Raw genomic sequence first — 24,916 nt, 5'->3', positions numbered from 1 at the left:
ACCTCATACCCAAGTGGTCGGCGATTAACCGTCCTTCTCGATTTCACAGAGTAGCGGATGCTGGCTTTCTCTTGCGTATTGATTGACCTGCATGGCCTTGGTCTCGGCGATGTCGCGGGTAAACAATCCGCACACTGCCCGCCCCTCGGTATGGACGGTCAGCATGATCTTGGTCGCCAGCTCGCGGTTCAGACTGAAGAACGTCTCGAGCACTTCGACGACGAAATCCATCGGCGTGTAGTCATCATTGAACAAAACCACCTTGTACATCGGTGGCGCCTGCAGGATCGGCTTGGCTTCCTGCACTGCCAGACCTGCACCGTCGTCCTCATCGGACTTCGGATGATCCTGATTGAATGTTAGTCGAATCTGCCTGAGTGCATGCATGGAAAGAATTTCATCATATCGACAGGTTAGGGTAATGGATTGACCGCGCAGTCACCGCAGGAGCGGCCGCCGCATGACCTTGACTATCGGCAAAACGGTGTTACAACCAATAAGAACCCACCGTGGTCTATAAAGATCCGCGCAGTCAACCAGATTTTTCGCACGGTTCGTATGCGGATGAAGTGGATGATACTCCAGTGATGGAGTCCTTTGCAGAGGGACATAGGGATGGCAAGCGGTAAAGTCAAGTGGTTCAACAATGCCAAGGGCTATGGGTTCATCAACGAAGAGGGCAAGACAGACGACCTGTTCGCCCACTATTCGGCGATCCAGATGGACGGCTACAAGACATTGAAGGCCGGCCAGACAGTCTCCTTCGACATCGTCCAAGGCCCCAAGGGACTGCACGCGGTCAATATCTCCAGCCCCAGCACCACGGTAGGCACCTCGCAGGCGAACACGGCTGCCGAGGCCTGACTCCAACTCCTGTCCTATACGAAAAAACCGGCCGCCTCTTTAATATGAAGAGACGGCCGGTTTTTTTGTTACCTCACATGTGCTTGATCATCTCATCGCCGAAGCCCGAGCTGCTCACCAGCCTGGCGCCGTCCATCAGGCGCTCGAAGTCGTAGGTCACGGTCTTGGCGGCAATCGCGCCGTTGGTACCTTTGATGATCAGGTCGGCCGCTTCGGTCCAGCCCATGTGCCGCAACATCATTTCGGCAGACAGGATCACCGACCCCGGATTGACCTTGTCCTGCCCGGCATACTTGGGCGCAGTGCCATGGGTCGCCTCGAACATGGCCACGGTATCGGAAAGGTTGGCACCCGGCGCAATACCGATACCGCCCACCTCCGCCGCCAGCGCGTCGGACAGGTAGTCACCATTGAGGTTGAGCGTGGCAATCACGTCATACTCGGCCGGACGCAGCAGGATCTGCTGGAGCATGGCGTCGGCAATGGCGTCCTTGACGATGACTTCGCGGCCCGATTTCGGATTGCGAAACTTCATCCACGGGCCGCCATCGAGCAGCTCGGCGCCGAATTCGTCTTTCGCCACTTCGTAACCCCAATCCTTGAAAGCACCCTCGGTGAATTTCATGATGTTGCCCTTGTGCACCAGGGTCAGCGACTCGCGATCGTTGTCCACCACGTACTGCAGAGCCTTGCGCACCAGGCGCTTGGTGCCCTCGCGCGAGACCGGCTTGACCCCGATGCCGCAGTCCTGGTCGAACCGGATCTTTGTGACGCCCATTTCCTCCTTCAGGAACTTGATCACCTTGTTCGCCTCGGGCGAGCCAGCCTTCCACTCGATACCGGCGTAGATATCCTCGGAGTTCTCGCGGAAGATCACCATGTCGACATCACCAGGCTTCTTCACCGGGCTGGGCACGCCCTGGAACCACAATACCGGGCGCAGGCAGACGTACAGGTCCAGCTGCTGGCGCAGGGCGACGTTCAGCGAGCGGATACCGCCCCCCACCGGCGTGGTGAGCGGGCCCTTGATCGACACCACGTAGTCGCGCACCGCATCGAGGGTCTCCTGGGGCAGCCAGGTATCCTGGTCATAGACCTGCGTGGCCTTCTCGCCGGCGTACACCTCCATCCAGGCAATCTTGCGCTTGCCGCCATAGGCCTTCTGCACGGCGGCATCCACCACCTTGATCATGACCGGAGAGACATCGACACCAATGCCATCGCCCTCGATGTAGGGGATGATCGGGTTGTCGGGAACGTTGAGCGAATGGTCTGCATTGACGGTGATCTTGGCGCCATCCGTCGGAACCTTGATTTTCTGGTATCCCATGCTTGCACTACTCCGCTGTCGGGTGTGGTTGGACATCATGCGATCCAATGAGCCTAAACCACATCCGCCGACCTGCAAGCCGGACAGCCCCGGCGCCCTGCGGCATCACGCCACATTGCCCGTACATCTTTGGTCTTATAAAGGCGTCGATATCACTTCGCCTTGCTGATTAGGCCAAAGGGTTTGATATACTCCGGCCCTGACCGCAGGGTCATCGGGGCGAACCCTTGGAAAATGCGGCTCGCCCTCGGCCAGGAAAGGCCAGAAAGCCTGGGCTGTTACCGCATCCCAGCATTTGACGCTCGACTGATGCATCCACCATCACCGCTCGCAGCCTCTCGACCATCCGCTCATGGCGTCGCCAGGGCGAAGCGCCTACCCTGCGCACCTCGAGACTCGAGTACGCTCAGCACATAGAGAGTTAACCCGCATGCCCACCCGTTCCAAGATCATCTACACCTTCACCGACGAAGCCCCCGCCCTCGCCACCTACTCGCTGCTGCCGATCATCGAAGCCTTCACCGCTTCGGCTGACATCGCCGTCGAAACCCGCGACATTTCCCTGGCTGGCCGTATCCTCGCGGCGTTCCCGGAACAACTGGGCGCAGAGAAGCAGGTAGGCGATCACCTGGCGGAACTGGGCCAGCTGGCCACCACCCCTGAAGCCAACATCATCAAGCTGCCGAACATCTCCGCTTCGGTTCCACAGCTGAAGGCGGCGATCAAGGAACTTCAGGCCAAGGGCTTCAACATCCCCGACTACGCCGACGAGCCGGCCAGCGCCGAAGAGAAAGAGTCCCGCGCGCGCTACGACCGCATCAAGGGCAGCGCCGTGAACCCGGTACTGCGCGAAGGCAACTCCGACCGTCGTGCACCGCTGTCGGTCAAGAACTACGCCCGCAAGCACCCGCACAAGATGGGTGCCTGGGCCGCCGACTCCAAGTCGCACGTTGCCCACATGACCCAGGGCGACTTCTACGGCAGCGAGAAAGCCGCGCTGATCGAGGCTGACGACAGCCTGCGCATCGAACTGGTCGGCAAGGACGGTTCCACCACCGTCCTGAAAGAGAAAACCGCCGTCAAGGCCGCCGAAGTCATCGACTGCGCCACCCTGAGCCGCAAGGCCCTGAAAGCCTTCATCGCCGAGCAGATCGCCGATGCCAAGGCTTCTGGCGTACTGCTCTCGGTGCACCTGAAAGCCACCATGATGAAGGTCTCCGACCCGATCATGTTCGGCGTCATCGTCGAGGAGTTCTACGGCGAAGTCCTGGCCAAGCACGCGGCCGCCCTGGCTGAAGTAGGCTTCAACGCCAACAACGGCATCGGCGACCTGTACGCCCGCATCAAGGACCTGCCAGCCGACAAGCAGGCCGAGATCGAAGCCGACATCCAGGCCCTGTACACCGTTCGCCCGGCCCTGGCCATGGTCAACTCCGACAAGGGCATCACCAACCTGCACGTACCGAGCGACGTCATCGTCGACGCTTCGATGCCAGCGATGATCCGCGACTCGGGCAAGATGTGGAACGCCGCAGGCGAGCTGCAAGACGCCAAGGCGATCATTCCGGACCGCTGCTACGCCGGCATCTACCAGGCCACCATCGAAGACTGCAAGAAAAACGGCGCCTTCGATCCGACCACCATGGGCAGCGTACCGAACGTTGGCCTGATGGCGCAGAAAGCCGAAGAGTACGGTTCCCACGACAAGACCTTCCAGATCAAGACCGACGGCGTCGTGCGCGTGGTCGATGGCAAGGGCAACGTCGTTCTGGAGCAGAACGTCGAAGCCGGCGACATCTTCCGCATGTGCCAGACCAAGGACGCACCGATCCAGGATTGGGTGAAACTGGCTGTCAACCGCGCCCGCCTGAGCAACACCCCGGCGGTGTTCTGGCTGGACCCGGCTCGTGCCCACGACGGCGTGATGATCGAGAAGGTACAGAAGTACCTGAAGGATCACGACACCACTGGCCTGGACATCCGCGTCCTGGCACCGGTCGACGCCATCAAGTTCTCCCTGGCTCGCATCCGCGAAGGCAAGGACACCATCTCGGTGACCGGCAACGTGCTGCGCGACTACCTGACCGACCTGTTCCCGATCATGGAACTGGGCACCAGCGCCAAGATGCTGTCGATCGTGCCGCTGATGAACGGTGGCGGCCTGTTCGAGACCGGCGCCGGCGGTTCGGCACCCAAGCACGTGCAGCAGCTGGTCGAAGAGAACTTCCTGCGTTGGGATTCGCTGGGTGAATTCCTGGCCCTGGCTGCCTCCCTTGAGCATCTGGGCAACACCTACGACAACCCGCGTGCCAAAGTGCTGGCCAATACCCTGGACCAGGCCACCGGCAAGTTCCTCGACACCAACAAGTCGCCTTCGCGCAAGGTCGGCGGTATCGACAACCGCGGCAGCCACTTCTACCTGACCCTGTACTGGGCCCAGGCCCTGGCTGCCCAGAGCGACGACGCTGCCCTGCAGGCACGCTTCGCCCCACTGGCCAAGACCCTGACCGAGAACGAAGCGACCATCGTCGCCGAGCTCAACGCCGTCCAGGGCAAGCCGGCCGACATCGGTGGCTACTACGCGCCTGATGCCGAGCTGACCGCCAAGGTGATGCGTCCAAGCCAGACCCTGAACAGCGCCATCGCCGCCCTGTAAGGTTCGCTTGAAGTAACAGCACAGACCCCGGCCACGCACCGGGGTTTGTGCTTTCTGGATAAAAGATGTCTAGCGGCCTACGCGAACCCGCTCCTACAGGGTCCGTACCAGCCCTTATGGAGCTGTTCATGACCTGGCAACCTCACATCACCGTCGCCACCATCGTCGAACACGAGGGCAAATTCCTCTTCGTCGAAGAGTTCAAGGCTGGCAAGCACGTCTACAACCAACCCGCCGGCCACCTGGAAGCCAACGAAACTTTGCCCCAGGCCGCCCTGCGTGAAACCCTCGAGGAAACCGCCTGGGAGGTCGAATTGACCGGCGTGGTCGGCATCTACCTCTACACCGCGCCGAGCAACGGCGTGACCTACCAGCGCATCTGCTTCGCCGCCCGTCCGCTGCGCCACCACCCCGAGCGCGCCCTGGACAGCGACATCGTCCGCGCCGTGTGGCTGACCCGCGAACAGTTGCTCGCAGAACCGGAGCGCTGGCGCAGCGAGTTGGTGCCACGCTGCCTCGACGACTACCTCGCAGGCCCGCTGCACAGCCTCTCGCTGCTGCGCGACTGACGCGGATGCGCCGTCCTGATAGAATCGGAATTTTTCCCCCTGATACACATCGGTAGCCATGACCAGCCCTACACCCAAAGACCCCTCCAGGACCCGCGTCATCGTCGGCATGTCCGGCGGCGTGGACTCTTCCGTCTCCGCCCTTCTGCTCATGGAGCAGGGCTACCAGGTGGAAGGTCTGTTCATGAAAAACTGGGAGGAGGATGACGGCACCGAGTACTGCACCGCCCGCGAAGACCTCGCCGACGCCCAGGCCGTGTGCGATCGCATCGGCATCAAGCTGCACACCGCCAACTTCGCCGCCGAATACTGGGACAACGTGTTCGAGCACTTCCTCGAAGAGTACAAGGCCGGCCGCACACCCAACCCAGACATCCTCTGCAACCGCGAAATCAAGTTCAAGGCCTTCCTTGACTACGCCCTGTCGCTGGGTGCCGACCTGATTGCCACCGGCCACTACGTGCGCCGGCGCGATATTGGCGAGCTGACCGAACTGCTCAAGGGCCTGGACCCGAACAAGGACCAGAGCTACTTCCTGCATGCCGTGGGCGGCGCGGAAATCGCCCGCACCCTGTTCCCCGTTGGCGAGCTGGAAAAGCCCGAAGTACGTGCCATCGCCGAGAAACACGGCCTGGCCACGGCGAAGAAAAAAGACTCCACCGGCATCTGCTTCATCGGCGAGCGTCGCTTCAGCGACTTCCTCAAGCAGTACCTGCCCGCACAGCCTGGCGAGATCCAGACCACCGACGGCGAAGTGATCGGCCAGCACCATGGCCTGATGTACCACACCATCGGCCAGCGCCAGGGCCTGGGCATTGGTGGCCTGAAAGACGCCGGCGACGAGCCCTGGTACGTGCTGGAAAAAGACCTGGCGCGCAATGTGCTGGTGGTGGGCCAGGGCAACGAACACCCGTGGCTGTTCTCCCGCGCCCTGCTCGCCTCGGACATCTTCTGGGTCAACCCGCTCGACCTGAGCAGCCCACGTCGACTCACCGCCAAGGTGCGCTACCGCCAGAGCGACCAGCACTGCACCCTGGAACGCACCGCGAACGGCTACCGCGCGGTGTTCGACGAACCGCAACGCGCCGTGACGCCGGGTCAATCGGTGGTGTTCTATGACGGCGAGGTATGCCTGGGCGGCGGCGTGATCGAGAGCGCCGAGCCTTGGAGCCCACGCGCATGAGCAATCTGCAGGAGCAACTGATCGCCCTTGGCGGCGTGTTCCAGGCCGCAGTGCTGGTCGATCGCATCGCCCGCACCGGGCAGGCCAGCGAAGCCAATATCGGCTGCATGCTCGGCAGCCTGCTGGTACGCGACCCGAACAGCACCCTGGAAGTGTTCGGCGGCGACGACCTGAACCTGCGTGACGGCTACCGCGCACTGGTCGGCGCCCTGGAGCGCGACCCCAGCAGCTTGCAACGCGAGCCGCTGCGCTACGCCCTTTCGATGCTGGGCCTTGAGCGTCAACTGGCCAAGCGTGGCGACCTGCTCGACACCATCGGCAATCGCCTGCCGCAGATCCAGTCGCAAGCCGATCATTTCGGCCTGGTTCACGAAAACGTCATCGCTTCCAGCGGAGCCTTGTACCAGGACACCCTGAGCACCCTGCGTCAGCGCATCCAGGTGCACGGCGACATGCGCTTCCTGCAGCAGGCCAGCAACGCCTCGAAGATCCGCGCCCTGCTGCTGGCGGGCATCCGCGCCGCACGCCTGTGGCGCCAGCTGGGCGGGCATCGCTGGCAGTTGGTGTTCAGCCGACGCAAGTTGCTCAATGAACTGTACGACATGATGCGCGCGCCTTCCTGACCTGTGGGAGCGGGTTCACCCGCGAATGCGATGCCGGACTTACCGCCGCATTCGCGGGCAAGCCCGCTCCCACAGGAACCGCGACACGCGTTTCGACGGCCGACCTTTGGTCAGCCACCCGACCCAGGCGCAATTTTCATGTATGATATGCGCCCTTCCAAAAGCCTGACTGTCCGAGAACACCCCATGCAGCTCTCTTCGCTCACTGCGGTTTCCCCTGTAGACGGCCGTTACGCCGGCAAAACCCAGGCCTTGCGCCCCATCTTCAGCGAATTCGGCCTGATCCGTTTCCGCGCCCTGGTCGAAGTACGCTGGCTGCAGCGTCTGGCCGCCCACCCGCAGATCGGCGAAGTGCCGGCGTTCTCCGCCGAAGCCAACGCTCTGCTGGACAGCCTGGCGACCGACTTCAAGCTCGAGCACGCCGAGCGTGTGAAAGAAATCGAGCGCACCACCAACCACGACGTCAAGGCGATCGAATACCTCCTCAAGGAGCAGGCCGCCAAGCTGCCTGAACTGGCCAAGGTCAGCGAGTTCATCCACTTCGCCTGCACCAGCGAAGACATCAACAACCTGTCCCACGCCCTGATGCTGCGCGCCGGTCGTGACGAGGTGCTGCTGCCGCTGATGCGCCAGATCGCCGAGGCCATCCGCGCCCTGGCCCACCAGCACGCCGACGTGCCGATGCTGTCGCGCACCCACGGCCAGCCGGCCTCGCCGACCACCCTGGGCAAAGAGCTGGCCAACGTCGTCTACCGCCTGGAGCGTCAGATCGCCCAGGTCGCCGCCGTGCCGCTGCTGGGCAAGATCAACGGCGCCGTGGGCAACTACAACGCCCACCTGTCGGCCTACTCGCAGATCGACTGGGAGCAGAACGCCCGCGCCTTCATCGAAGACGAACTGGGTCTGCAGTTCAACCCGTACACCACCCAGATCGAGCCGCACGACTACATCGCCGAGCTGTTCGATGCCATCGCTCGCTTCAACACCATCCTCATCGACTTCGACCGCGACGTCTGGGGCTACATCTCGCTGGGCTACTTCAAGCAGAAGACCGTCGCCGGCGAAATCGGCTCCTCGACCATGCCGCACAAGGTCAACCCGATCGACTTCGAAAACTCCGAAGGCAACCTCGGTATCGCCAACGCGCTGTTCCAGCACCTGGCCAGCAAGCTGCCGATCTCGCGCTGGCAGCGCGACCTGACCGACTCCACCGTGCTGCGCAACCTGGGCGTGGGCTTTGCCCATAGCGTCATCGCCTATGAAGCCAGCCTGAAGGGCATCGGCAAGCTGGAGGTCAACGAAGCGCGCATCGCCGCCGACCTCGACGCTTGCTGGGAAGTACTGGCCGAGCCGATCCAGACCGTCATGCGCCGCTTCAACATCGAGAACCCCTACGAGAAGCTCAAGGAGCTGACCCGTGGCAAGGGCATCACCCCTGAAGCGCTGCTGACCTTCATCGACGGCCTGGACATGCCGGCCGACGCCAAGGCCGAACTCAAGCTGCTCACCCCGGCCACCTACATCGGCAACGCAGCCGCCCAGGCCAAACGCATCTGACCTGCGCCCTGCGTACAACGCCCGGCTCAGCCGGGCGTTTTTATTCCCGGACGAAAATTACGTTTTTTCAATAGGTTGAACATGAATCCTGATACTCCACTGCAGCTGCTTGGCCGCCTCACCGCTCGTGAATTCCTGCGCGACTACTGGCAGAAGAAGCCCCTGCTGGTGCGCCAGGCCTTCACCGACTTCGAAAGCCCGATCGATCCGGACGAGCTGGCCGGCCTGGCCCTTGAGGAAGAGGTCGAATCGCGCCTGGTGCTGGAGCACGGCGAACGCCCATGGGAGCTGCGCCGCGGCCCGTTCGAGGAAGACACCTTCGCCACCCTGCCCGAGCGTGACTGGACTCTGCTGGTCCAAGCCGTGGACCAGTTCGTTCCGGAAGTGGCCGAGCTGCTGGAGAACTTCCGCTTCCTGCCCAGCTGGCGTATCGACGATGTGATGATCAGCTTTGCCGCCCCCGGTGGCAGCGTCGGTCCGCACTTCGACAACTACGACGTATTCCTGCTGCAGGGCCACGGCAAGCGCAACTGGAAAATCGGCCAGATGTGCAACAGCGACAGCCCGCTGATCGAGCACGCCGACCTGCGCATCCTCGCCGATTTCGAGCAGAGCGACGAATGGACCCTTGAGCCGGGCGACATGCTCTACCTGCCGCCGCGCCTGGCCCACTACGGTGTGGCCGTGGACGACTGCCTGACCTACTCGGTCGGTTTCCGCGCCCCAAGCGCTGCCGAAGTGCTGACCCACTTCACCGACTTCCTCAGCCAGTTCCTGCCTGACGAAGAGCGCTACAGCGACGCCGACGCCCAACCTGTCAGCGACCCACACCAGATCCAGCACGACGCCCTCGACCGCCTCAAGGCCCTGCTGGCCGAGCACATGGGTGACGAGCGCCTGCTGCTGACCTGGTTCGGCCAGTTCATGACCGAGCCGCGCTACCCCGAGCAGGTGGCAGGCGAGGCGCTGAGCGAAGAAGAACTGATCAATTATCTCGAACAGGGCGCGATCCTGGTGCGCAACCCGAGCGCACGCCTGGCCTGGTCGGAAGTCGACGACAACCTGCTGCTGTTCGCCAGCGGCCAGAGCCGCCTGCTGTCCGGTCATCTGCGCGCTCTTTTGCAACTGATTTGTTCAGCCGACGCCCTGCACAGCGAAAACCTTGTAGAGTGGCTCGAGGACGAAGAAGGCCTCACGCTTGTCTGCCAGTTGGTTCAACAAGGAAGCCTGGGATTTGCCAATGAATAAGATCCGCGTTCGCCTCGCCGACTGGCATAAAGACAACGCCGATATCCATCGTATCCGCAGCGCGGTATTCGTCGCCGAGCAGCACGTGCCGCCAGAGCTGGAGTTCGATGCCGAAGATCCGACCGCGGTCCATTTCCTGGCCATGGAAGGTGACTACCCGATCGGCACCGCGCGCCTGTTGCCAGACGGCACCATCGGTCGAGTATCGGTGCTCAAGGACTGGCGTGGTCTGAAAGTCGGTGACGCGTTGATGAATGCGGTCATCATCGAAGCGCAGAACCGTGACCTCAAGCAGCAGATGCTCAGCGCCCAGGTACATGCCACACCCTTCTATGAGCGCCTGGGTTTCAAGGTGGTCAGCGAAGAGTTCCTCGAGGCCGGCATCCCGCACGTGGACATGGTCCGCGATTCACGCGAGATCGCCTGATCGGAAGGGGCCGGCGCTGCCGGCCCCTCCGTTGCTCAGGCAATCACGATCTGCCCATCGCCAAGCCCCTGCCCCGCAATCCCCACCAACGTCACGCTATCGCGCCCGAACGACAGCACCAGGTCATCCCCCACCCGACTCAGGTGGTCACGCCAATCCGGCGCTGCCGTCCCGCCTTCAACGCCCATGAACACCAACCGGTCCTGCCCGGTGAAGTCCAGCACCCGGTCCTGCCCGAAGTGCCCGCTGAACAGAAAGGTGTCTCGTCCACCGCCGCCACTGAGCACATCATTCCCGGCACCGCCCACCAGCACATCGTCGCCTACCCCACCCACCAGACGATCATCGCCACCCAGGCCGAACAGCCACTGGCCCTGGTTGCCGGCCACCAACTGATCATTGCCTTGTCCGCCGCTGACCGACAGGGCGTAGGGATCCAGCTTGCCGCTGCTGAGCAGCCCATTGACGGTCACTGCGTGACTGACATCCTTGCTGAAGAACACCAGGCTGCTTTCCTTGCTCACCAGCGACTCGACATTGCGCACCTGGCTGATCCCACCCTCGCCATCACGCACATACAGCGTGCCCTCGCCATCCCGGGCTATCGAGAAGCGCGCCAGCGCATCCCCCAGATGCAGGGTGTCATGTCCGGCGCCGCCGTCTATCAGGTTGAAACCGCCGTCGTCGCGGAAGGTGTCATTGCCTGCGCCGCCATACAGGTAGTCGTTGCCGCGCCCGCCCCGGATCAGGTCGTCCTGGGCCGAACCGACAATGAAGGTACTGCCAGAGTGCGGCTCGGCGTTGCGATTGAGGTCCTGTACCCAGGTCGAGCCACGGGTGGCGTCGGACAGGTTGCTGACCACCACGGTCGAGTCCCGGCTGGTCCAGGGGTAGAACGGCGAATCCACTACCCGACCCAGGCCATCGGCGTAGGCTGCCGGCAGGTGCGAGAGCCAGGTGGCGATATTGCCGATGGAAAACGGCAGCAGGTTCCAAGCGTCGGAGGCGTAGTGGTCATTGAAATTGACGATGTTGTCAGTGGTCGAAGGCTTGGCGGCATCGTGCACGCCCAGGGTCGCCCAGGTCAGCGCCGTGCCGTCGAGCACACGGAACACAGGATCGTTCTCGTAACCGATATTGAGTACCTTGTCGGGGTCGGCAGCCTGCGTGGGCGAGGCGAAGGCAACATAGCGGGCATCCTGGTAGAAGCCGCCCCAGCGCGAAGCACTGAGGTCGGCCAGGCTGTTGACCGCCAGCCCGCCAAGGCTGTGGCCGCTGACGGTGATATCGGCACCTGACAAGCCGTGGGCCCTGGCGAACGTCGCGACATCGCCCAGCAGGCGGTCGAAGGCATTGCCGGCGTAGTTGCGTGCGTAGTCGGCTGGCCCCAGCGCTGCCAGCAGGTCGTTGATGGCATCGCCGAGGGTGTCGCCAAGCAGATTCTCCCGCGGGCCGCTGGTGCCACGAAAGGCGATACCGAGGCCGATGAGCTGGCCATCGCCGGCATAACGGCCGAGCACCTCGACCTGCGCCGAGGTGTAGCCCGGTGCCTCGCCATGGAAGGTGCCACGCGCATCGGTCTTGCCCTGGTAACCCAACTGTGCGGCGCTGATCGGCGTCCAGCCAGCCGCCTTGACCTGCGCCAGGGCCTTGGCCTCGGAGTCGGGATTCCAGGGGATGCCGGGAATCACGCCCTGGCTGTCGGTGCCGCCGATCAGGGCCTTGACCAGGGTTGCCGGCAACCCGAGGCCGAAGCCGTGCTTCTGGTAGCCAGCAGAGAAACCGTCGTCGATACCATGATAGGCATAGATCGCCAGGGCCATGGCATCCTTGTAGAGCGCGTAGGAGGCAGCACCGTCGAGCTGACGGTAATCGAACAAAGGCATGATCCGACTTCCTTGTTGTGATTGGAGTGAAGGCCCACAAGCGACATCGTCCATTGACACATCTGGCAGGCGAACGACAACGCTGGCACGGTACCGGCCGGTCATCCAAGCCCGATGCCGGGGCATTCATGCCAAACCTGCGGACATATTTCCTGGCAATAACCTGTACATGCATACAGATAAATCTTGCCTGCACGCGCTGTCTTGCGCATCCTAGTCGCCATCAACCTCGATGAAGCGTTCACGGCCATGCGCCTTTTTCTCTGTGAAAAGCCCTCTCAGGCAAAAGACATCGCCAAGGTACTGGGTGCCAACCGCAAGGCCGACGGCTGCTGGCAAGGCACCGATGTCTGCGTCACCTGGTGCATCGGCCACCTGCTCGAAACCGCACCGCCCGACAGTTATGACGCACGCTACAAACGCTGGTCGCTCGATGATCTGCCGATCATTCCGGAAAAATGGAAAATGCTGGTCAAACCCAAGACCGCCAGCCAGTTCAAGGCGGTCAAGCGTCTGCTCGGCGAGGCCCGGGAGCTGGTGATCGCCACCGACGCCGACCGTGAAGGCGAGATGATCGCTCGCGAACTGGTCGAACATTGCCGCTACCGCGGGCCGATCCAGCGGCTGTGGCTCTCCGCACTCGATGACGCCTCGATCCGCAAGGCGCTGGCCCGCCTGCTCCCCGGCAGCGAAACCTTCAGCCTCTATCACTCGGCCCTTGGTCGCTCGCGGGCCGACTGGTTGATCGGCATGAACATGAGCCGCCTGTTCACCCTGCTTGGTCGCCAGTCTGGTTATCAAGGCGTGCTACCGGTAGGGAGGGTACAGACACCGACACTGCGCCTGGTGGTCGACCGCGACCGCAGCATCGCCGACTTCGTACCAGTTCCCTACTGGGCGATCGAGGTGCAGCTAGCGCATTCGGACCAGGTCTTCAATGCCCAATGGCGTGCACCACAAGACACCTGCGACGACCAGGGCCGCTGCCTGAACCAGGCACTCGCCCAGCAGGCCGCCAGCCAGATGCAGGCCGCAGGTAGCGCGCGGGTGCTCAAGGTACAGACCGAGCGTGTGCGCGAGGCCGCACCCTTGCCTTTCGACCTCGGCACATTGCAGGAACTTTGCTCCAAGAAGTTCGGCCTCGGTGCCCAGGAAACCCTCGACATCGCCCAGGCGCTCTACGAAACCCACAAGCTGATCACCTATCCGCGCAGCGACTGTGGTTACCTGCCGCTTAGCCAGCACGCTGAGGCGCCCGCCGTGCTCGCCGCCCTGCAACGCGCCGACACGGGCCTCGCCCCCTTGCAGGCGCATCTGGAGCCACACCGCCGCTCCCGCGCCTGGAACGACGCCAAGGTCAGCGCCCACCACGGCATCATCCCCACCGCCGCCGCCAGCGATCCTGCGCGCCTGCCACCCAAGTACAAAGCGGTCTATACCCTGATCCGGGCGCGCTACCTGGCGCAGTTCCTGCCCAATCACGAGTACGACCGCACCCAGGCCGAACTGGACTGTGCCGGGCACGCCTTGCGTGCAGTGGGCAAGCAGATCGTCGAACCCGGCTGGCGCCGCGCCCTGCCCGAGGCACTGACTCCAACCAAGGGACGCGAAGCACCACCCGCGCAAGTCTTGCCGCAACTGCGCGAAGGCGACGACTGCAGGGTCCAGGACCTGCAGCTGAAAGACCTGTGGACCCAGCCGCCGAAGCCGTTCACCGAGGGCGATCTGATCAAGGCGATGAAGAACGTCGCCAAGCTGGTGGACGACCCGCAGCTCAAGCAGAAGCTCAAGGAAACCACCGGCATCGGCACCGAAGCGACCCGGGCCAGCATCATCCAGGGCCTGCTCGACCGCGGCTACCTGGTCAAGAACGGCAAGGCGCTGTCCGCCACCCCCGCGGCCTTCAGCCTGATCGACGCCGTGCCACGGGCCATCGCCGACCCCGGCACCACTGCGATCTGGGAACAGGCGCTGGACATGGTACAGAGCGGCGAAATGAGCCTGGAAGAGTTCGTCACCCGACAGTCGGCCTGGATGGGCAAGCTGGTGCAACGCTGCGCGGGGATGCGCCTGACCATCAGCGGCCCGCCCCTCGCTGCCGGTGGCAAGGGTGCACCCTGGAAGAAAAAACGCCGCAGCAGCGGTAAAGGCAAAACCGCCGGCAGCAAAGCAGCGCCCCGTGCAAGCACATCCACACGACGCCCTTCGGGCAAATCTACCTGACGATCGGCAGTGGCGGCAGGACGATCACATCCTGAGGTGTGTCGCCGCCTCATCAACGCTCGTCTTGTACAGCAGACAACCCCTGAGCCCCATCACCCGCTCCGCGCAGGCCCCTATGCAAGCATTACTGCAAGAAATCCTCGACCAGGTCCGCCCGCTGCTCAGCCAGGGCCAGGTCGCCCAGTACATCCCCGCCCTCGCCCAGGTCGACCCGCAACAACTCGGGATCGCCGTACAGAGCCTGGACGGCCAGCTGCATTGCGCCGGCGATGCCCATACGCCCTTCTCGATCCAGAGCATCTCCAAGGTTTTCAGCCTGGTCCAGGCGATCAACCACAGTGGCGAGGATATCTGGACGCGCCTGGGCTATGAGCCCTCCGGGCAGGCGTTCAACTCGCTGGTTCAGCTGGAGGTGGAGAAAGGTCGCCCACGCAATCCTTTCATCAATGCGGGCGCGCTGGTGATCTGCGACATCAATCAGTCGCGCTATGCTACCCCGCCCTTGTCGATGCGCGACTTCGTCCGCCGCCTGGCAGCCAACCCACGCATCGTCAGTGACCCGGTCGTAGCCGACTCCGAGTACCAGCACCGCGCCCGCAACGCCGCCATGGCCTACCTGATGCAGGCGTTCGGCAACTTCCACAACGATGTCGATGCGGTGCTGCGCAGCTACTTCCATCATTGTGCGCTATCGATGAATTGCGTCGATGTCGCACGTGGCTTTGCCTTCCTGGCCAACAGCGGCTACTGCCCACACAGCGGCGAGCACGTGCTCAGCCCGCGCCAGGCGCAACAGGTGAATGCGATCATGGCCACCAGTGGGCTGTACGACGAGGCAGGTAACTTCGCCTATCGCGTAGGCCTGCCGGGCAAAAGCGGTGTGGGCGGCGGCATTGTCGCGGTAGTGCCGGGGCGCTACAGCATCTGCGTGTGGTCGCCTGCACTGAACGCCTCAGGTAACTCGCTGGCGGGGCTGCGGGCACTGGAGCTGCTCAGCGAGCGGATCACCGGCTCGGTGTTTTCCGCGGTGCTGTAGGCCTGACGCTTCAATCGCAGCGCACCTTGAAAAACAAACCCCACCAGGGCGGTCCCTGGTGGGGTTTGTTTTACTACAACTACCCGTAGCCGGGCTGACCTGATGTCAGAAGAAGTTGTAGGTGTAGCTCACGATCAGACGGTTTTCGTCCTGGTCACGCTGGCCCGATACGTCGGTACGCAGCGCAGCGTTACGCCACTGCAGGCCCAGGCCCTTGAAGGTGCCTTCCTGAACGACGTAGGCCAGGCTGAAGTCACGCTCCCACTCCGAACGGTCCGAGCCCGCCGAGTTGACGTTGGTGCCCTTCAGGTAGATGGCGTTGGCGGTCAGGCCTGGTACGCCGAGAGCGGCGAAGTCGTAGGCGTACTGCGCCAGCCAGGTGCGCTCGCCGGCACGCAGGAACTTGCCGATCTGCACGTCGGTGATCAGGTAGGCACTTGCACCGTCGCCCTGGTTCAGGAACGGGAAGTCGCTGGTGCCGTTGACACGCTGGTAACCGGCGCTCAGTGCGTGGCTGCCCAGCGAGTAGGTGAACTTGGCGCTCCAGGTGCGGTTGTCCACTTCACCGTTGTTCTGGTAGCCCGATGCGCGATAGCCAGCCAAGCGGCCTTCGGTGCTGGCGTTCTTGCCGTCGGAATCGCTGTAGAAGTAACGCAGGTCGGACTTCAACGAACCCACTGGCAGCGCCAGGTTGTGGGTCAGGCCCAGGAAGTGCTGTTTGTAGAAGTCGTCCAGGTTGCCGTAGTAGTACTGCAGCAGCAGGTCCTTGCTCAGCTTGTAGTCGGCACCGGCGTAATAGAAGGCGTTGCTGCGACGGTTGGAGGTGGCGGTGGCCGGGTTGCCGTTGGAGCCGGCAATGGTCAGCGACTCCATGTTGGTGCTGTTACGGCCCTTGGCATGCTCGAGCTTGCCGCCGATCAGGGTCAGGTTGTCGATCTCGTTGGAGGTGATCTGGCCACCCTCAAACGTTTGCGGCAACAGACGACCGTCGTTGTAGGTGACTACTGGCAGCTTGGGCTGCAGTACACCGAGCTTGGCTTCGGTCTTGGAGATCTTGACCTTGCCGGTTACGCCCAGGCTGCTGAAGTCGTCAACGGCGCGGCCATCGGAATCGGTCGGGAACACAGTACCGCCCTTGGCGGTGCTGGTCGGGTTGTAGTGGGTACCCTTGCCCGAATCCAGACGGAAGCCGGTCAGGCCGATGGCGTCTACACCAAAGCCAACGGTGCCCTGGGTGTAGCCGGAAGTGAAGTTGAAGATGAAGCCTTGGCCCCACTCTTCCTGCTTCGACGGGTTGGCAGTGCCATTGCGGTTGTCGGAATTGATGTAGAAGTTGCGCGCAGTGACCGAAGCCTTGCTGTCTTCCACGAAACCTGCCGCCTGCGCCCCCAGCGACAGGCTGGCCAGTGCAACGGCCACTGGCAGTGTGCATTTGTACATGTGTGCTCCTTTCTAGCTTTTCTTATAGGCCTCTCGCTGAACGCGAGGGCCGAGTTTCGATACGTTTGAACGTCACGCGTTATTACTTTAACAACAATCGGAAAAGATTTTTATTCGATTGTGCTATAGGAACCGAATGCTAGCAAAAAACCACTATCGGCAGGGAGAAAGGTTTCAGTTCCATGACCTCAGGCAGGGCTTTTACAGATACGCTTGGACGCTACAGCACACCGCTGTTTCGGCTGCTTAGCAAAAAGGATGATGACATGCTGCGAATATTGGGTAAGGCGAGTTCCATCAACGTGCGCAAGGTGCTGTGGACCTGCGCCGAAATCGACCTTCCATTCCACCGCGAAGACTGGGGTTCAGGTTTCCAGCCCACCCAAACCGCTGAATTCCTGGCCCTGAATCCGAATGCCATGGTCCCGGTAATCCAGGACGGCGGCCTTACGCTGTGGGAGTCCAATACCATCATCCGCTATCTCGCCAACCGCTATGGGCAAGCGGCAGGGATATACCCGGCCGACGCAGTGGCCAGAGCGCTTGTCGATCAATGGATCGACTGGCAGGCCAGCGATCTCAATCGCTCCTGGAGCTACGCCTTCATGGCGCTGGTCAGGCAGTCAGCTGCGCATCAGGATGAACAGGCGCTCAATGCCAGCCTCGGCGAATGGTCGCGACATATGCAGATCCTCGACCAACAGTTGGCAAAGACTGGCGCCTATGTTGCCGGCAAGGCGTTCTCCCTGGCAGACATTCCAATCGGGTTGTCGGTAAACCGCTGGTTCGAGACACCGTTCGAGCACCCGCACCTGCCTGCAGTGGCTGACTACTACGCGCGCCTGAGCGAGCGGGAAGGCTATCGACTGCACGGCAGAAACGGAACGCCCTGAGCGAGCAATAAAATTATTTTGCATATTAGAATATGCAAAAAATGAATTTCCATCATTTACGGCTGGCCGTTAGATTCTAAGAAGAAGCCCGGCCAGCTCGTTTTCTTCTAAACCGCTCAACGCCAGGCAACCTTGTCCCAGCAAAGGAACCCAGCAATGAGCGTCGAAATCCTCGGCATGATCACCGCCTCGCCCGGCTCGGAGGTCGACCAGCCCACGGGAGATGCGGTCGATCCGGACTACGTGCGTCGCTTCGCCCAAGCCCATGAGGCGGCCGGTTTCGACCGCATCCTGGTCGGCTATTTCTCCAACGGGCCGGAAGGCGCAGTGGTCAGTTCGTTCGCCGTCGCTGCCACCGAACGCCTGGGTATCCTGCTCGCGTACCGCCCAGGGGTGATCAGCCCGCCCCTGGCAGCGCGCCAACTGGCGACCCTCGACCAGTTCAGCAAGGGCCGTCTGGCGCTGAACGTGGTCAGCGGTGGCAATGATCAGGACCTGCAGCGCGATGGCGATTTTCTCGACCACGATCACCGCTATGCGCGCACCGGCGAATACCTCGATGCCCTGAAGGCAATCTGGACCGCCGAACAACCGGTGGACTTCGCCGGCGACTTCTACCGTTTCAACGCCGCCTCGCCCGCCGTAAGGACCGTGCAGCGCCCGCATATCCCGATCTACTTCAGTGGTTCATCGGATGCCGCGGTGCGGGTCGCAGCGCAACATGCCGACACCTACATGCTCTGGGGCGAACCCCTGGCCGCCGTCGCCGAGCATATCGCCAAGGTCCGCCAGGCCGCCGCTGTGCAACAGCGCGCCCCGCGCTTCTCGGTGTCGTTCCGCCCCATCGTCGCCGATACCGAGGAGGCCGCCTGGCAGCGCGCCGCCGAGATCCTCGAGCAGGTCCGCGATGCACGCCAGAAACTCGGTTTGCCGCTGCACGACCACCAGCCCGAGAACGTCGGGTCGCAGCGCCTGCTGGCCGCTGCGCAACAGGGCGAAGTGCTCGATCAACGCCTGTGGATGGGCGTTGCCCGTCTGACTGGTGCGCGCTGGAACTCCACCGCGCTGGTCGGCACCCCCGAGCAGGTCGCCCAGGCGTTGGGCGAGTACTACAAGCTCGGCGTGTCGACTTTCCTGATCCGCGGCTTCGACCCATTGAACGACACCATCGAATACGGCAAGACCCTGATCCCCGCCATCCATCACCAGATCGAACGCCTGGATACGCGCCAGGCCAGCTGAGGAAACCCCATGAAACTGTCCCACCTGATCCGAGTCACCCTCGCCGGCCTGTTCCTTGGCACCCCGCTGACGCAGGCCATCGCCGCCGAGCAGGTCACCCTGCGCATCGGCGACCAGAACTACTACAACGTGCGCGCATCGCTGGAAGCCTCCGGGGCCCTCAAGGATGCACCCTACAAGGTCGAGTTCAAGCACTTCCAGTCGGCCGCACCGGTGGCCGAAGGGCTGGAGGCCGGTGGCCTGGACATCGGCTTTCTCGGTGACTCGGGCTTTCTGTTCCTGGCTGCCAAAGGGGCGCCCGTCAAGCTGATCGGCGTCTCACGGCAGAACCTCGACACCATCGCCCTGCTGGTGCCCAAGGACTCCCCCGCCAAGACCATTGCCGACCTCAAGGGCAAGAAGGTCGCCTACTGGCCCGGCGCCTGGAGCCAGCAGTTGACCTTGCGCGCACTGGACAAGGCCGGCCTGCCGCATGACTACGTCGAGTTCGTCAAACTGATGCCAATCGATGCCGCCGCCGCGCTGCCGCAGGGCAGCATCGATGCCTTCCCGGTATGGGAACCCTACATCTCGCAACAGATCGTGTTCTCCGGCGCGCGCAAGCTGGTCACCGCCCAGGGCCTGATGCCTGGCCTGAGCAGCATCGCGGCGCGCAACGATTCGATCGACACCAAGCACGCCGCCATCGAGGACTTCCTGGGCCGCCTGCAAAAAGCCCGGGCCTGGGTCGGTGAGCACAAGGAAGCCTATGCCGACCTCTGGGCCAAGAAAGCCAACCTCGACCAAAGTGTCTCGCGTCACTGGATTGGTCAGGCCGACATGAGCGTGGGCCCGGTCGATGCGCAGGCGGCGAAGGACTACCAGGATACTGCCGACTTCCTTGTGCAGACCGGCACGCTGCCCAAGCCCCTGGACACCCGCGCGATCATCGACACGTCGTTCGACGGCGCGTTCAGCCAGTAAGCTGCCGGGCGCATGAAGGATCAAGCCGCCAGCCGCACCGCATTGCGCCCGCCAGCCTTGGCCAGGTACAAGGCGGCGTCGGCCTTGGCGATCAGCCGTGCCGGGGTGTCATCCTCCCCCGGCACACCGCACCAGAGCCCGACGCTGAAGCACAGCTCGATCTCCAGCCCGGCGAAGCGCGCCGGGTTCCTCGCCATGGCTTCGCGCAGACCGTTCAACGCCGCCAGGGCGCCCTCGCCCTCAGTTCGCGGCAACAACAGCAGAAATTCCTCGCCGCCGTAGCGCCCCAGGCTGTCGCCTTCGCGCAGCCGCTGCTGTAATTGACGCACGCAGTGGCACAGCACTTCGTCCCCCGCCAGATGGCCGTGCACATCGTTGATACGCTTGAAATGGTCGATATCGATCATCGCCACGGCCAAGCTGTACTGCGCCACGCGCGCCTGCTCCAGCTCGAACTCGAAACGTTCGAGGATGGCGCGCCGGTTACCCGTGCCGGTCAGCACATCGTGTCCGGCCAGGTGCTGCAAGCGCGATTCGCTGCGCTCCTTGGCCATCAACACCAGGCCAATGGAATACATCATCACCGTGGCCGTGCCGATCGCTACGGACACCGTCTGCTTGAGATTGCTGGCGTCGTAGCGCATCTCCTGCGCCGTGCCCGCCAGCACGGCGACCACCCGCATGCCCAGCCCCACCAGGCTGATGGCAGCACCGATCACCAGCAGCAGGTGTGCCCGGCCCTTGTGCAGGGTCCGTTGACGGGCCCAGTAGAGAATCAACACGCATTGCAACATCAGCACCAGGGCCGCCAGCAGCATGCGCGGCTCCACCGTCTCGAGCAGCGAGATCAAGCCCAGCAGCATCAACAGCGGAATGGCGAAGATCGGCCGCCACGGCACGGGGCGCTCGCGCACCCGGAACAGGCTCGCCGAATAAAACGCCAACGCCAATGACAGCAGGCTGTTGGCCAAGACATAGCTCACCCACAGAGGCGCATGGCCGAACAACGTGTAACAGACATAGGCCAAGGCATGGGCCAACAGTCCACAGCCGGTCAGCAGCAGGTTGTCGCCTCGATTGAACTGCCCGACCAGCAACAGACAGAAAGCCAGGATCGTCGCCACCAGCGCGACCGCAGCGAACAGCGTAGGAGTATGGGCGATCATCATGATTCACCGTGTGGCAGATGGCCGTCTTGATCGCGGCCTGCCTGACAGTCTAGGAGCCGTGCAGGCCCGCGACCATGACCCAACGGGACAGAACAGCAGCCCGCAGACACGCCGCCAATCCCTGGCGCGGTAATATTTTGTGCCACTTTGAAACCAAATGAATCCTCACCGGTCTCAGCAGTTGTCCCGTAAACCGTTGCGGATCAAGGATTTCCATCGCCATGCCACGCCTTGCCAGTTTTTCGCTGATCGCCGCTGTCGTGCTGCTCGCCGGTTGCCACAGCCATCGTCACCATGATGAAGATGGCTGGCGTGACGGCGACCGCGATCGTCACCGTCATCATCACCGCGATGATCGCGATGACGACGATCGCCGCTACCGTGACCGTTATTACCGCTGAAGCGTCTCTCCAATCCCTGTCCGCCGCACGCCTGCGGCATCCAATCCTGATGATTCCTTCGAGGTTCATGAAATCATGCGTCTGACTCTGCCTTCCCTCGCCCTGGGCCTGCTGCTGTGCCAGGGAGCGTTCGCCGGTGACGGCACCGCAGCCATTGGTGGCGGCCTGGGTGGCGCCTTGGGCAACGTCGTCGGCAAGCAGATCGGCGGCAGCACGGGCGCCGCCATCGGCGCAGGCCTGGGTGGCGCAGCCGGCAGCGCCGTTGGCGCACGCAAGGGCAACCGCACCGAAGCGGCCATCGGCGGTGGCCTGGGTTCGGCCGGCGGCTCGCTGGTGGGCGCCAAACTTGGCGGCAGCAATGGCTCGACCATCGGCGCAGGGCTTGGCGGCGCGGCTGGTGGTGCGATCGGCAACCACCTGGGCGACAAGAACAAGAAGCACCGTCGCCACTGATTGACGCACTCGCCTGCAGGAGCAACTGCCCTGCAAGCGGCGGTTCGCCGCTGCGACTTGTCCTGCGAACACGGGCATAGCCCGTGCCAGGCAGCGCGGTGTCTTTTTCGCGGGTAAACCCGCTCCCACAGGGGTTGGGCTGGCCTCTAGATTGTGGACAAGACGCTCAGCCGTCTTTCAGCCCAGACGGTGCCACTCGCGCTTGTCCCGGCTCAGCAATTCATTGCCGGCCTCGGGCCCATCCTCCCCCGCCTCGTACTCGTGCACTTCGCCACCACTGGCCCAGGCGTCGAGGAAAGGCTGTACCGCACGCCAACCATTCTCGATATTGTCGGCCCGCTGGAACAACGTCTGGTCTCCGGTCAGGCAGTCGTAGATCAAGGTTTCGTAACCGGTCGCCGGGGTCATCTTGAAGAAGTCCTTGTAGGCAAAACCCAGCTCGACGTTCTCCATCACCAGTTCAGGCCCGGGGCGTTTGGCCTGTAGATCGAACCACATGCCTTCATTGGGCTGAATCTGAATCTTCAGGTAGTTGGGCTTGGGCCGCTCCAGCTCCGACTCGCGAAACTGCGCGTAAGGTGCAGGCTTGAAGCAGATGGCGATTTCGGTGTCGCGCACGCTCATGCGCTTGCCGGTGCGCAGGTAGAACGGCACGCCCGCCCAGCGCCAGTTGTCGATCATCACCTTCAGCGCGACGTAGGTTTCGGTGCTGCTGTGCGCGTCGACATTGGGCTCCTGGCGATAACCGGCCAGCCGCTTGCGACCCTGCTTGCCCGCCACGTACTGCCCCCGCACCGAGTTCTTCAGCGCCATTTTCTGCGACCATGGGCGGATGGCACCGATCACCTTGGCTTTCTCGCCCCTCACAGCGTCAGCGCCGAAGGCCGCCGGTGGCTCCATGGCGACCATCGCCAGCAACTGGAACAGATGGTTGGGCACCATGTCACGCAAGGCACCGGTATTGTCGTAGAACGCGCCACGCGTCTCGACCCCGACGGTCTCGGCGGCGGTGATCTGCACGTGATCGATGTAGTGGTTGTTCCAGAACGATTCGAACAGACCATTGGAGAAGCGGCTGACCAGAATGTTCTGCACCGTTTCCTTGCCCAGGTAATGGTCGATGCGATAGATCTGCCGCTCGCTCATCACCTTGAGCAGGCAAGCGTTGAGCGCCTCGGCGCTGGCAAGATCGGTACCGAATGGCTTTTCCACCACCACCCGGCGAAAGCCGCCCGCAGACTCGTCGAGCAGGCCGGCCTCGCCCAGGCGCTGGGCCACCTCGGGAAAGAAACGCGGCGAAGTGGCCAGGTAGAAGATGGCGTTGCCATGGCGGGTCTTGGCGATGCGCTTGCCGATCTCCGAATAGGTCGCAGGGTCCAGGAAGTCGCCGGTCTGGTAGTCCAGACGCTTGGCCAGGCGCGACCACAGCCCTTCGTCCAGGCACTTGCCTGCGCCCTCGCCGCCCTTGTCGCGCTCGATCATGAAGTCGTGCAGGCGCTCGGCGAACTGCTCGGCGCTGGCCTGGTTATGGTCGACTCCGACAATACGCAGGTTGCGGTCCAGCAAACCGTCACGGCTGAGGTTGTACAGCGCCGGCATCAGCAGACGCTTGACCAGGTCGCCATTGGCGCCGAACAGGAACAGCGTGCAAGGCGGCGCGGCGGGAATCGTCTGTTTGCTCATGAACCCTTCTTCTCGACATGGCCACCGAAGCCCAGGCGCATGGCAGACAACACCTTGTCGCCGAAGGTGCCTTGCTGCTGGCGTGAGCGGAAACGGGCAAACAACGCGCTGGACAACACCGGCACCGGTACCGCCTGCTCGACTGCAGCATCGATGGTCCAGCGCCCTTCACCACTGTCGGACACCGAACCGCTGAACTGGGCCAGTTGCGGATCGGCGACCAGCGCATCGGCGGTGAGGTCGAGCAGCCAGGAGGTCACCACACTGCCACGCCGCCAGACTTCGGCGATCTCCGCCACATTCAGGTCGAAACGCTGGTCCTCGGGCAACTCGGTGCCGCCCTTGCTGCGCAGCAGGTCGAAACCTTCGGCATAAGCCTGCATCAAGCCGTACTCGATACCGTTGTGCACCATCTTCACATAGTGCCCGGCACCGGGCGGGCCGGCGTGAATGTAGCCATGCTCGGCACGCCCATGCTCACCCGTGCGGCCCTGGGTGCGCGCAATGTCACCCACGCCCGGCGCCAGCGCCTTGAACAGCGGCTCCAGCCGTTCGAACACGTCCTTTTCGCCGCCGATCATCATGCAATAGCCCCGCTCCAGGCCCCAGACCCCACCGGACGTGCCTACGTCCAGGTAGTGCAGGCCACGCGTTGACAGCTGGGCGGCGCGGCGCATGTCATCCTTGTAGAAGGTGTTGCCGCCATCGATGATCGCATCGCCTGGCTCGAGCAGCTCGGCGAGCTCGGTGATGGTCTGCTCGGTAGGCTCGCCCGCCGGCAGCATGACCCACACCGCCCGTGGCGCCTTGAGTTTCTGTACCAGCGCGCCGAGGTCATGGGCGCCCAGGGCGCCCTCGCTGCTCAAAGCGCTGACGGCATCACGGTTGCGATCGTGTACCACGGTCTGGTGGCCTGCGCGCATCAGCCGTCTTGCGATATTGCCGCCCATGCGGCCCAGCCCGACGATTCCCAGTTGCATGTGCCGATGCTCCCCTTGCGAAAATGGATGACGAACGCGATTCAGGTGTTCAGGTTAGTCCAGCGTACCGCACGAGGGTTCACCGACGAA

Annotated in this window: 22 protein-coding genes; 15 read left to right on the top strand and 7 right to left on the bottom strand. The window is 63.0% G+C overall.

Going from position 1 to position 24,916, the window contains the following annotated elements; all coding sequences use genetic code 11:
• Nucleotides 1-24: 24 nt before the first annotated feature.
• Nucleotides 25-387, bottom strand: a complete 363-nt coding sequence (clpS, locus tag ACMGGG_RS07530; RefSeq protein WP_054892333.1) for an ATP-dependent Clp protease adapter ClpS — start codon at nucleotides 385-387, stop codon at nucleotides 25-27.
• A 228-nt stretch (nucleotides 388-615) separates the two neighbouring features.
• Between clpS and cspD the strand changes: the two genes are divergently transcribed.
• Nucleotides 616-864 (top strand): cold shock domain-containing protein CspD, encoded by a 249-nt coding sequence (gene cspD / locus ACMGGG_RS07525; protein WP_063544259.1) that lies wholly within the window; start codon nucleotides 616-618, stop codon nucleotides 862-864.
• A 73-nt stretch (nucleotides 865-937) separates the two neighbouring features.
• Here the strand turns inward: cspD and icd are convergent, their stop codons facing one another.
• Entirely contained in the window at nucleotides 938-2,194 is a 1,257-nt protein-coding gene (gene icd, locus ACMGGG_RS07520; protein WP_054892335.1) for an NADP-dependent isocitrate dehydrogenase, read from the bottom strand.
• A 430-nt stretch (nucleotides 2,195-2,624) separates the two neighbouring features.
• Between icd and ACMGGG_RS07515 the strand changes: the two genes are divergently transcribed.
• The 7 genes from ACMGGG_RS07515 (at nucleotide 2,625) to ACMGGG_RS07485 (ending at nucleotide 10,457) form a co-directional block, all read left to right on the top strand.
• Complete coding sequence (locus ACMGGG_RS07515; protein ID WP_414155148.1) at nucleotides 2,625-4,850, top strand: NADP-dependent isocitrate dehydrogenase; 2,226 nt, start codon at nucleotides 2,625-2,627, stop codon at nucleotides 4,848-4,850.
• A gap of 128 nt (nucleotides 4,851-4,978) precedes the next feature.
• Nucleotides 4,979-5,419 (top strand): NUDIX hydrolase, encoded by a 441-nt coding sequence (locus ACMGGG_RS07510; RefSeq protein ID WP_112897939.1) that lies wholly within the window; start codon nucleotides 4,979-4,981, stop codon nucleotides 5,417-5,419.
• 58 nt (nucleotides 5,420-5,477) lie between these two features.
• Complete coding sequence (gene mnmA / locus ACMGGG_RS07505; protein WP_112897938.1) at nucleotides 5,478-6,602, top strand: tRNA 2-thiouridine(34) synthase MnmA; 1,125 nt, start codon at nucleotides 5,478-5,480, stop codon at nucleotides 6,600-6,602.
• A complete protein-coding gene (hflD, locus tag ACMGGG_RS07500) occupies nucleotides 6,599-7,225 on the top strand; it encodes a high frequency lysogenization protein HflD (RefSeq protein ID WP_054892339.1) in 627 nt (208 codons plus the stop codon). Before mnmA ends, hflD begins: the two co-directional genes overlap by 4 nt.
• A gap of 186 nt (nucleotides 7,226-7,411) precedes the next feature.
• Nucleotides 7,412-8,782, top strand: a complete 1,371-nt coding sequence (purB, locus tag ACMGGG_RS07495; RefSeq protein ID WP_054892340.1) for an adenylosuccinate lyase — start codon at nucleotides 7,412-7,414, stop codon at nucleotides 8,780-8,782.
• Nucleotides 8,783-8,863: 81 nt separating this feature from the next.
• The gene (locus ACMGGG_RS07490; protein ID WP_414155147.1) at nucleotides 8,864-10,030 is read left to right on the top strand and encodes a JmjC domain-containing protein; all 1,167 of its coding nucleotides are present in this window, start codon (nucleotides 8,864-8,866) and stop codon (nucleotides 10,028-10,030) included.
• Nucleotides 10,023-10,457 (top strand): GNAT family N-acetyltransferase, encoded by a 435-nt coding sequence (locus ACMGGG_RS07485; protein ID WP_054892342.1) that lies wholly within the window; start codon nucleotides 10,023-10,025, stop codon nucleotides 10,455-10,457. The genes ACMGGG_RS07490 and ACMGGG_RS07485 overlap by 8 nt, the downstream gene beginning before the upstream one ends.
• A gap of 35 nt (nucleotides 10,458-10,492) precedes the next feature.
• On the opposite strand, the gene ACMGGG_RS07480 is transcribed toward ACMGGG_RS07485, so the two are convergent.
• Entirely contained in the window at nucleotides 10,493-12,343 is a 1,851-nt protein-coding gene (locus tag ACMGGG_RS07480) for a polyurethanase (RefSeq protein WP_414155146.1), read from the bottom strand.
• Nucleotides 12,344-12,592: 249 nt separating this feature from the next.
• Between ACMGGG_RS07480 and ACMGGG_RS07475 the strand changes: the two genes are divergently transcribed.
• The gene (locus ACMGGG_RS07475) at nucleotides 12,593-14,566 is read left to right on the top strand and encodes a DNA topoisomerase III (RefSeq protein ID WP_414155789.1); all 1,974 of its coding nucleotides are present in this window, start codon (nucleotides 12,593-12,595) and stop codon (nucleotides 14,564-14,566) included.
• 115 nt (nucleotides 14,567-14,681) lie between these two features.
• Nucleotides 14,682-15,602, top strand: a complete 921-nt coding sequence (gene glsB / locus ACMGGG_RS07470) for a glutaminase B (RefSeq protein ID WP_054892344.1) — start codon at nucleotides 14,682-14,684, stop codon at nucleotides 15,600-15,602.
• Between the two features lie 105 nt (nucleotides 15,603-15,707).
• On the opposite strand, the gene ACMGGG_RS07465 is transcribed toward glsB, so the two are convergent.
• Nucleotides 15,708-17,042 (bottom strand): OprD family porin, encoded by a 1,335-nt coding sequence (locus ACMGGG_RS07465; RefSeq protein ID WP_063544244.1) that lies wholly within the window; start codon nucleotides 17,040-17,042, stop codon nucleotides 15,708-15,710.
• A 266-nt stretch (nucleotides 17,043-17,308) separates the two neighbouring features.
• Between ACMGGG_RS07465 and ACMGGG_RS07460 the strand changes: the two genes are divergently transcribed.
• The 3 genes from ACMGGG_RS07460 to ACMGGG_RS07450 all read left to right on the top strand — a co-directional run bounded on the left by ACMGGG_RS07460 (nucleotide 17,309) and on the right by ACMGGG_RS07450 (nucleotide 20,140).
• Nucleotides 17,309-17,935 carry a glutathione S-transferase family protein gene (locus tag ACMGGG_RS07460; protein ID WP_414155145.1) on the top strand — a complete coding sequence of 209 codons (627 nt, stop codon included), beginning with the start codon at nucleotides 17,309-17,311 and terminating at the stop codon, nucleotides 17,933-17,935.
• Between the two features lie 177 nt (nucleotides 17,936-18,112).
• The gene (locus tag ACMGGG_RS07455) at nucleotides 18,113-19,177 is read left to right on the top strand and encodes an LLM class flavin-dependent oxidoreductase (protein WP_112899554.1); all 1,065 of its coding nucleotides are present in this window, start codon (nucleotides 18,113-18,115) and stop codon (nucleotides 19,175-19,177) included.
• 9 nt (nucleotides 19,178-19,186) lie between these two features.
• On the top strand, nucleotides 19,187-20,140 hold the full coding sequence (locus ACMGGG_RS07450) for an ABC transporter substrate-binding protein (protein WP_414155144.1): 954 nt from the start codon (nucleotides 19,187-19,189) through the stop codon (nucleotides 20,138-20,140).
• 20 nt (nucleotides 20,141-20,160) lie between these two features.
• On the opposite strand, the gene ACMGGG_RS07445 is transcribed toward ACMGGG_RS07450, so the two are convergent.
• Nucleotides 20,161-21,306 carry a GGDEF domain-containing protein gene (locus ACMGGG_RS07445; protein ID WP_414155788.1) on the bottom strand — a complete coding sequence of 382 codons (1,146 nt, stop codon included), beginning with the start codon at nucleotides 21,304-21,306 and terminating at the stop codon, nucleotides 20,161-20,163.
• A 224-nt stretch (nucleotides 21,307-21,530) separates the two neighbouring features.
• Between ACMGGG_RS07445 and ACMGGG_RS07440 the strand changes: the two genes are divergently transcribed.
• Both ACMGGG_RS07440 and ACMGGG_RS07435 read left to right on the top strand, forming a co-directional pair.
• On the top strand, nucleotides 21,531-21,710 hold the full coding sequence (locus ACMGGG_RS07440) for a hypothetical protein (protein ID WP_112897932.1): 180 nt from the start codon (nucleotides 21,531-21,533) through the stop codon (nucleotides 21,708-21,710).
• A gap of 75 nt (nucleotides 21,711-21,785) precedes the next feature.
• Complete coding sequence (locus ACMGGG_RS07435; RefSeq protein WP_054892351.1) at nucleotides 21,786-22,163, top strand: glycine zipper domain-containing protein; 378 nt, start codon at nucleotides 21,786-21,788, stop codon at nucleotides 22,161-22,163.
• Between the two features lie 177 nt (nucleotides 22,164-22,340).
• Here ACMGGG_RS07435 and zwf read toward each other — a convergent pair whose 3' ends face one another.
• Both zwf and gnd read right to left on the bottom strand, forming a co-directional pair.
• The gene (gene zwf, locus ACMGGG_RS07430; protein ID WP_112897931.1) at nucleotides 22,341-23,846 is read right to left on the bottom strand and encodes a glucose-6-phosphate dehydrogenase; all 1,506 of its coding nucleotides are present in this window, start codon (nucleotides 23,844-23,846) and stop codon (nucleotides 22,341-22,343) included.
• Nucleotides 23,843-24,871 carry a phosphogluconate dehydrogenase (NAD(+)-dependent, decarboxylating) gene (gene gnd / locus ACMGGG_RS07425; protein ID WP_414155787.1) on the bottom strand — a complete coding sequence of 343 codons (1,029 nt, stop codon included), beginning with the start codon at nucleotides 24,869-24,871 and terminating at the stop codon, nucleotides 23,843-23,845. Before gnd ends, zwf begins: the two co-directional genes overlap by 4 nt.
• Nucleotides 24,872-24,916: the final 45 nt, after the last annotated feature.

The organism is Pseudomonas sp. BNK-44-b (assembly GCF_047456245.1).
Classification (GTDB): Bacteria; Pseudomonadota; Gammaproteobacteria; order Pseudomonadales; family Pseudomonadaceae; genus Aquipseudomonas; species Aquipseudomonas machongensis.
Note: the sequence above shows the minus strand (reverse complement) of the source record. Positions and strands in the feature narration are given on the sequence as shown.

Bases quoted from the DNA above. Each gene is read 5' to 3' on its own strand.
- clpS (WP_054892333.1), bottom strand. From the start codon at position 387: ATGCATGCACTCAGGCAGATTCGACTAACATTCAATCAGGATCATCCG.
- cspD (WP_063544259.1), top strand. From the start codon at position 616: ATGGCAAGCGGTAAAGTCAAGTGGTTCAACAATGCCAAGGGCTATGGG.
- icd (WP_054892335.1), bottom strand. From the start codon at position 2,194: ATGGGATACCAGAAAATCAAGGTTCCGACGGATGGCGCCAAGATCACC.
- ACMGGG_RS07515 (WP_414155148.1), top strand. From the start codon at position 2,625: ATGCCCACCCGTTCCAAGATCATCTACACCTTCACCGACGAAGCCCCC.
- ACMGGG_RS07510 (WP_112897939.1), top strand. From the start codon at position 4,979: ATGACCTGGCAACCTCACATCACCGTCGCCACCATCGTCGAACACGAG.
- mnmA (WP_112897938.1), top strand. From the start codon at position 5,478: ATGACCAGCCCTACACCCAAAGACCCCTCCAGGACCCGCGTCATCGTC.
- hflD (WP_054892339.1), top strand. From the start codon at position 6,599: ATGAGCAATCTGCAGGAGCAACTGATCGCCCTTGGCGGCGTGTTCCAG.
- purB (WP_054892340.1), top strand. From the start codon at position 7,412: ATGCAGCTCTCTTCGCTCACTGCGGTTTCCCCTGTAGACGGCCGTTAC.
- ACMGGG_RS07490 (WP_414155147.1), top strand. From the start codon at position 8,864: ATGAATCCTGATACTCCACTGCAGCTGCTTGGCCGCCTCACCGCTCGT.
- ACMGGG_RS07485 (WP_054892342.1), top strand. From the start codon at position 10,023: ATGAATAAGATCCGCGTTCGCCTCGCCGACTGGCATAAAGACAACGCC.
- ACMGGG_RS07480 (WP_414155146.1), bottom strand. From the start codon at position 12,343: ATGCCTTTGTTCGATTACCGTCAGCTCGACGGTGCTGCCTCCTACGCG.
- ACMGGG_RS07475 (WP_414155789.1), top strand. From the start codon at position 12,593: ATGCGCCTTTTTCTCTGTGAAAAGCCCTCTCAGGCAAAAGACATCGCC.
- glsB (WP_054892344.1), top strand. From the start codon at position 14,682: ATGCAAGCATTACTGCAAGAAATCCTCGACCAGGTCCGCCCGCTGCTC.
- ACMGGG_RS07465 (WP_063544244.1), bottom strand. From the start codon at position 17,042: ATGTACAAATGCACACTGCCAGTGGCCGTTGCACTGGCCAGCCTGTCG.
- ACMGGG_RS07460 (WP_414155145.1), top strand. From the start codon at position 17,309: ATGCTGCGAATATTGGGTAAGGCGAGTTCCATCAACGTGCGCAAGGTG.
- ACMGGG_RS07455 (WP_112899554.1), top strand. From the start codon at position 18,113: ATGATCACCGCCTCGCCCGGCTCGGAGGTCGACCAGCCCACGGGAGAT.
- ACMGGG_RS07450 (WP_414155144.1), top strand. From the start codon at position 19,187: ATGAAACTGTCCCACCTGATCCGAGTCACCCTCGCCGGCCTGTTCCTT.
- ACMGGG_RS07445 (WP_414155788.1), bottom strand. From the start codon at position 21,306: ATGATCGCCCATACTCCTACGCTGTTCGCTGCGGTCGCGCTGGTGGCG.
- ACMGGG_RS07440 (WP_112897932.1), top strand. From the start codon at position 21,531: ATGCCACGCCTTGCCAGTTTTTCGCTGATCGCCGCTGTCGTGCTGCTC.
- ACMGGG_RS07435 (WP_054892351.1), top strand. From the start codon at position 21,786: ATGCGTCTGACTCTGCCTTCCCTCGCCCTGGGCCTGCTGCTGTGCCAG.
- zwf (WP_112897931.1), bottom strand. From the start codon at position 23,846: ATGAGCAAACAGACGATTCCCGCCGCGCCGCCTTGCACGCTGTTCCTG.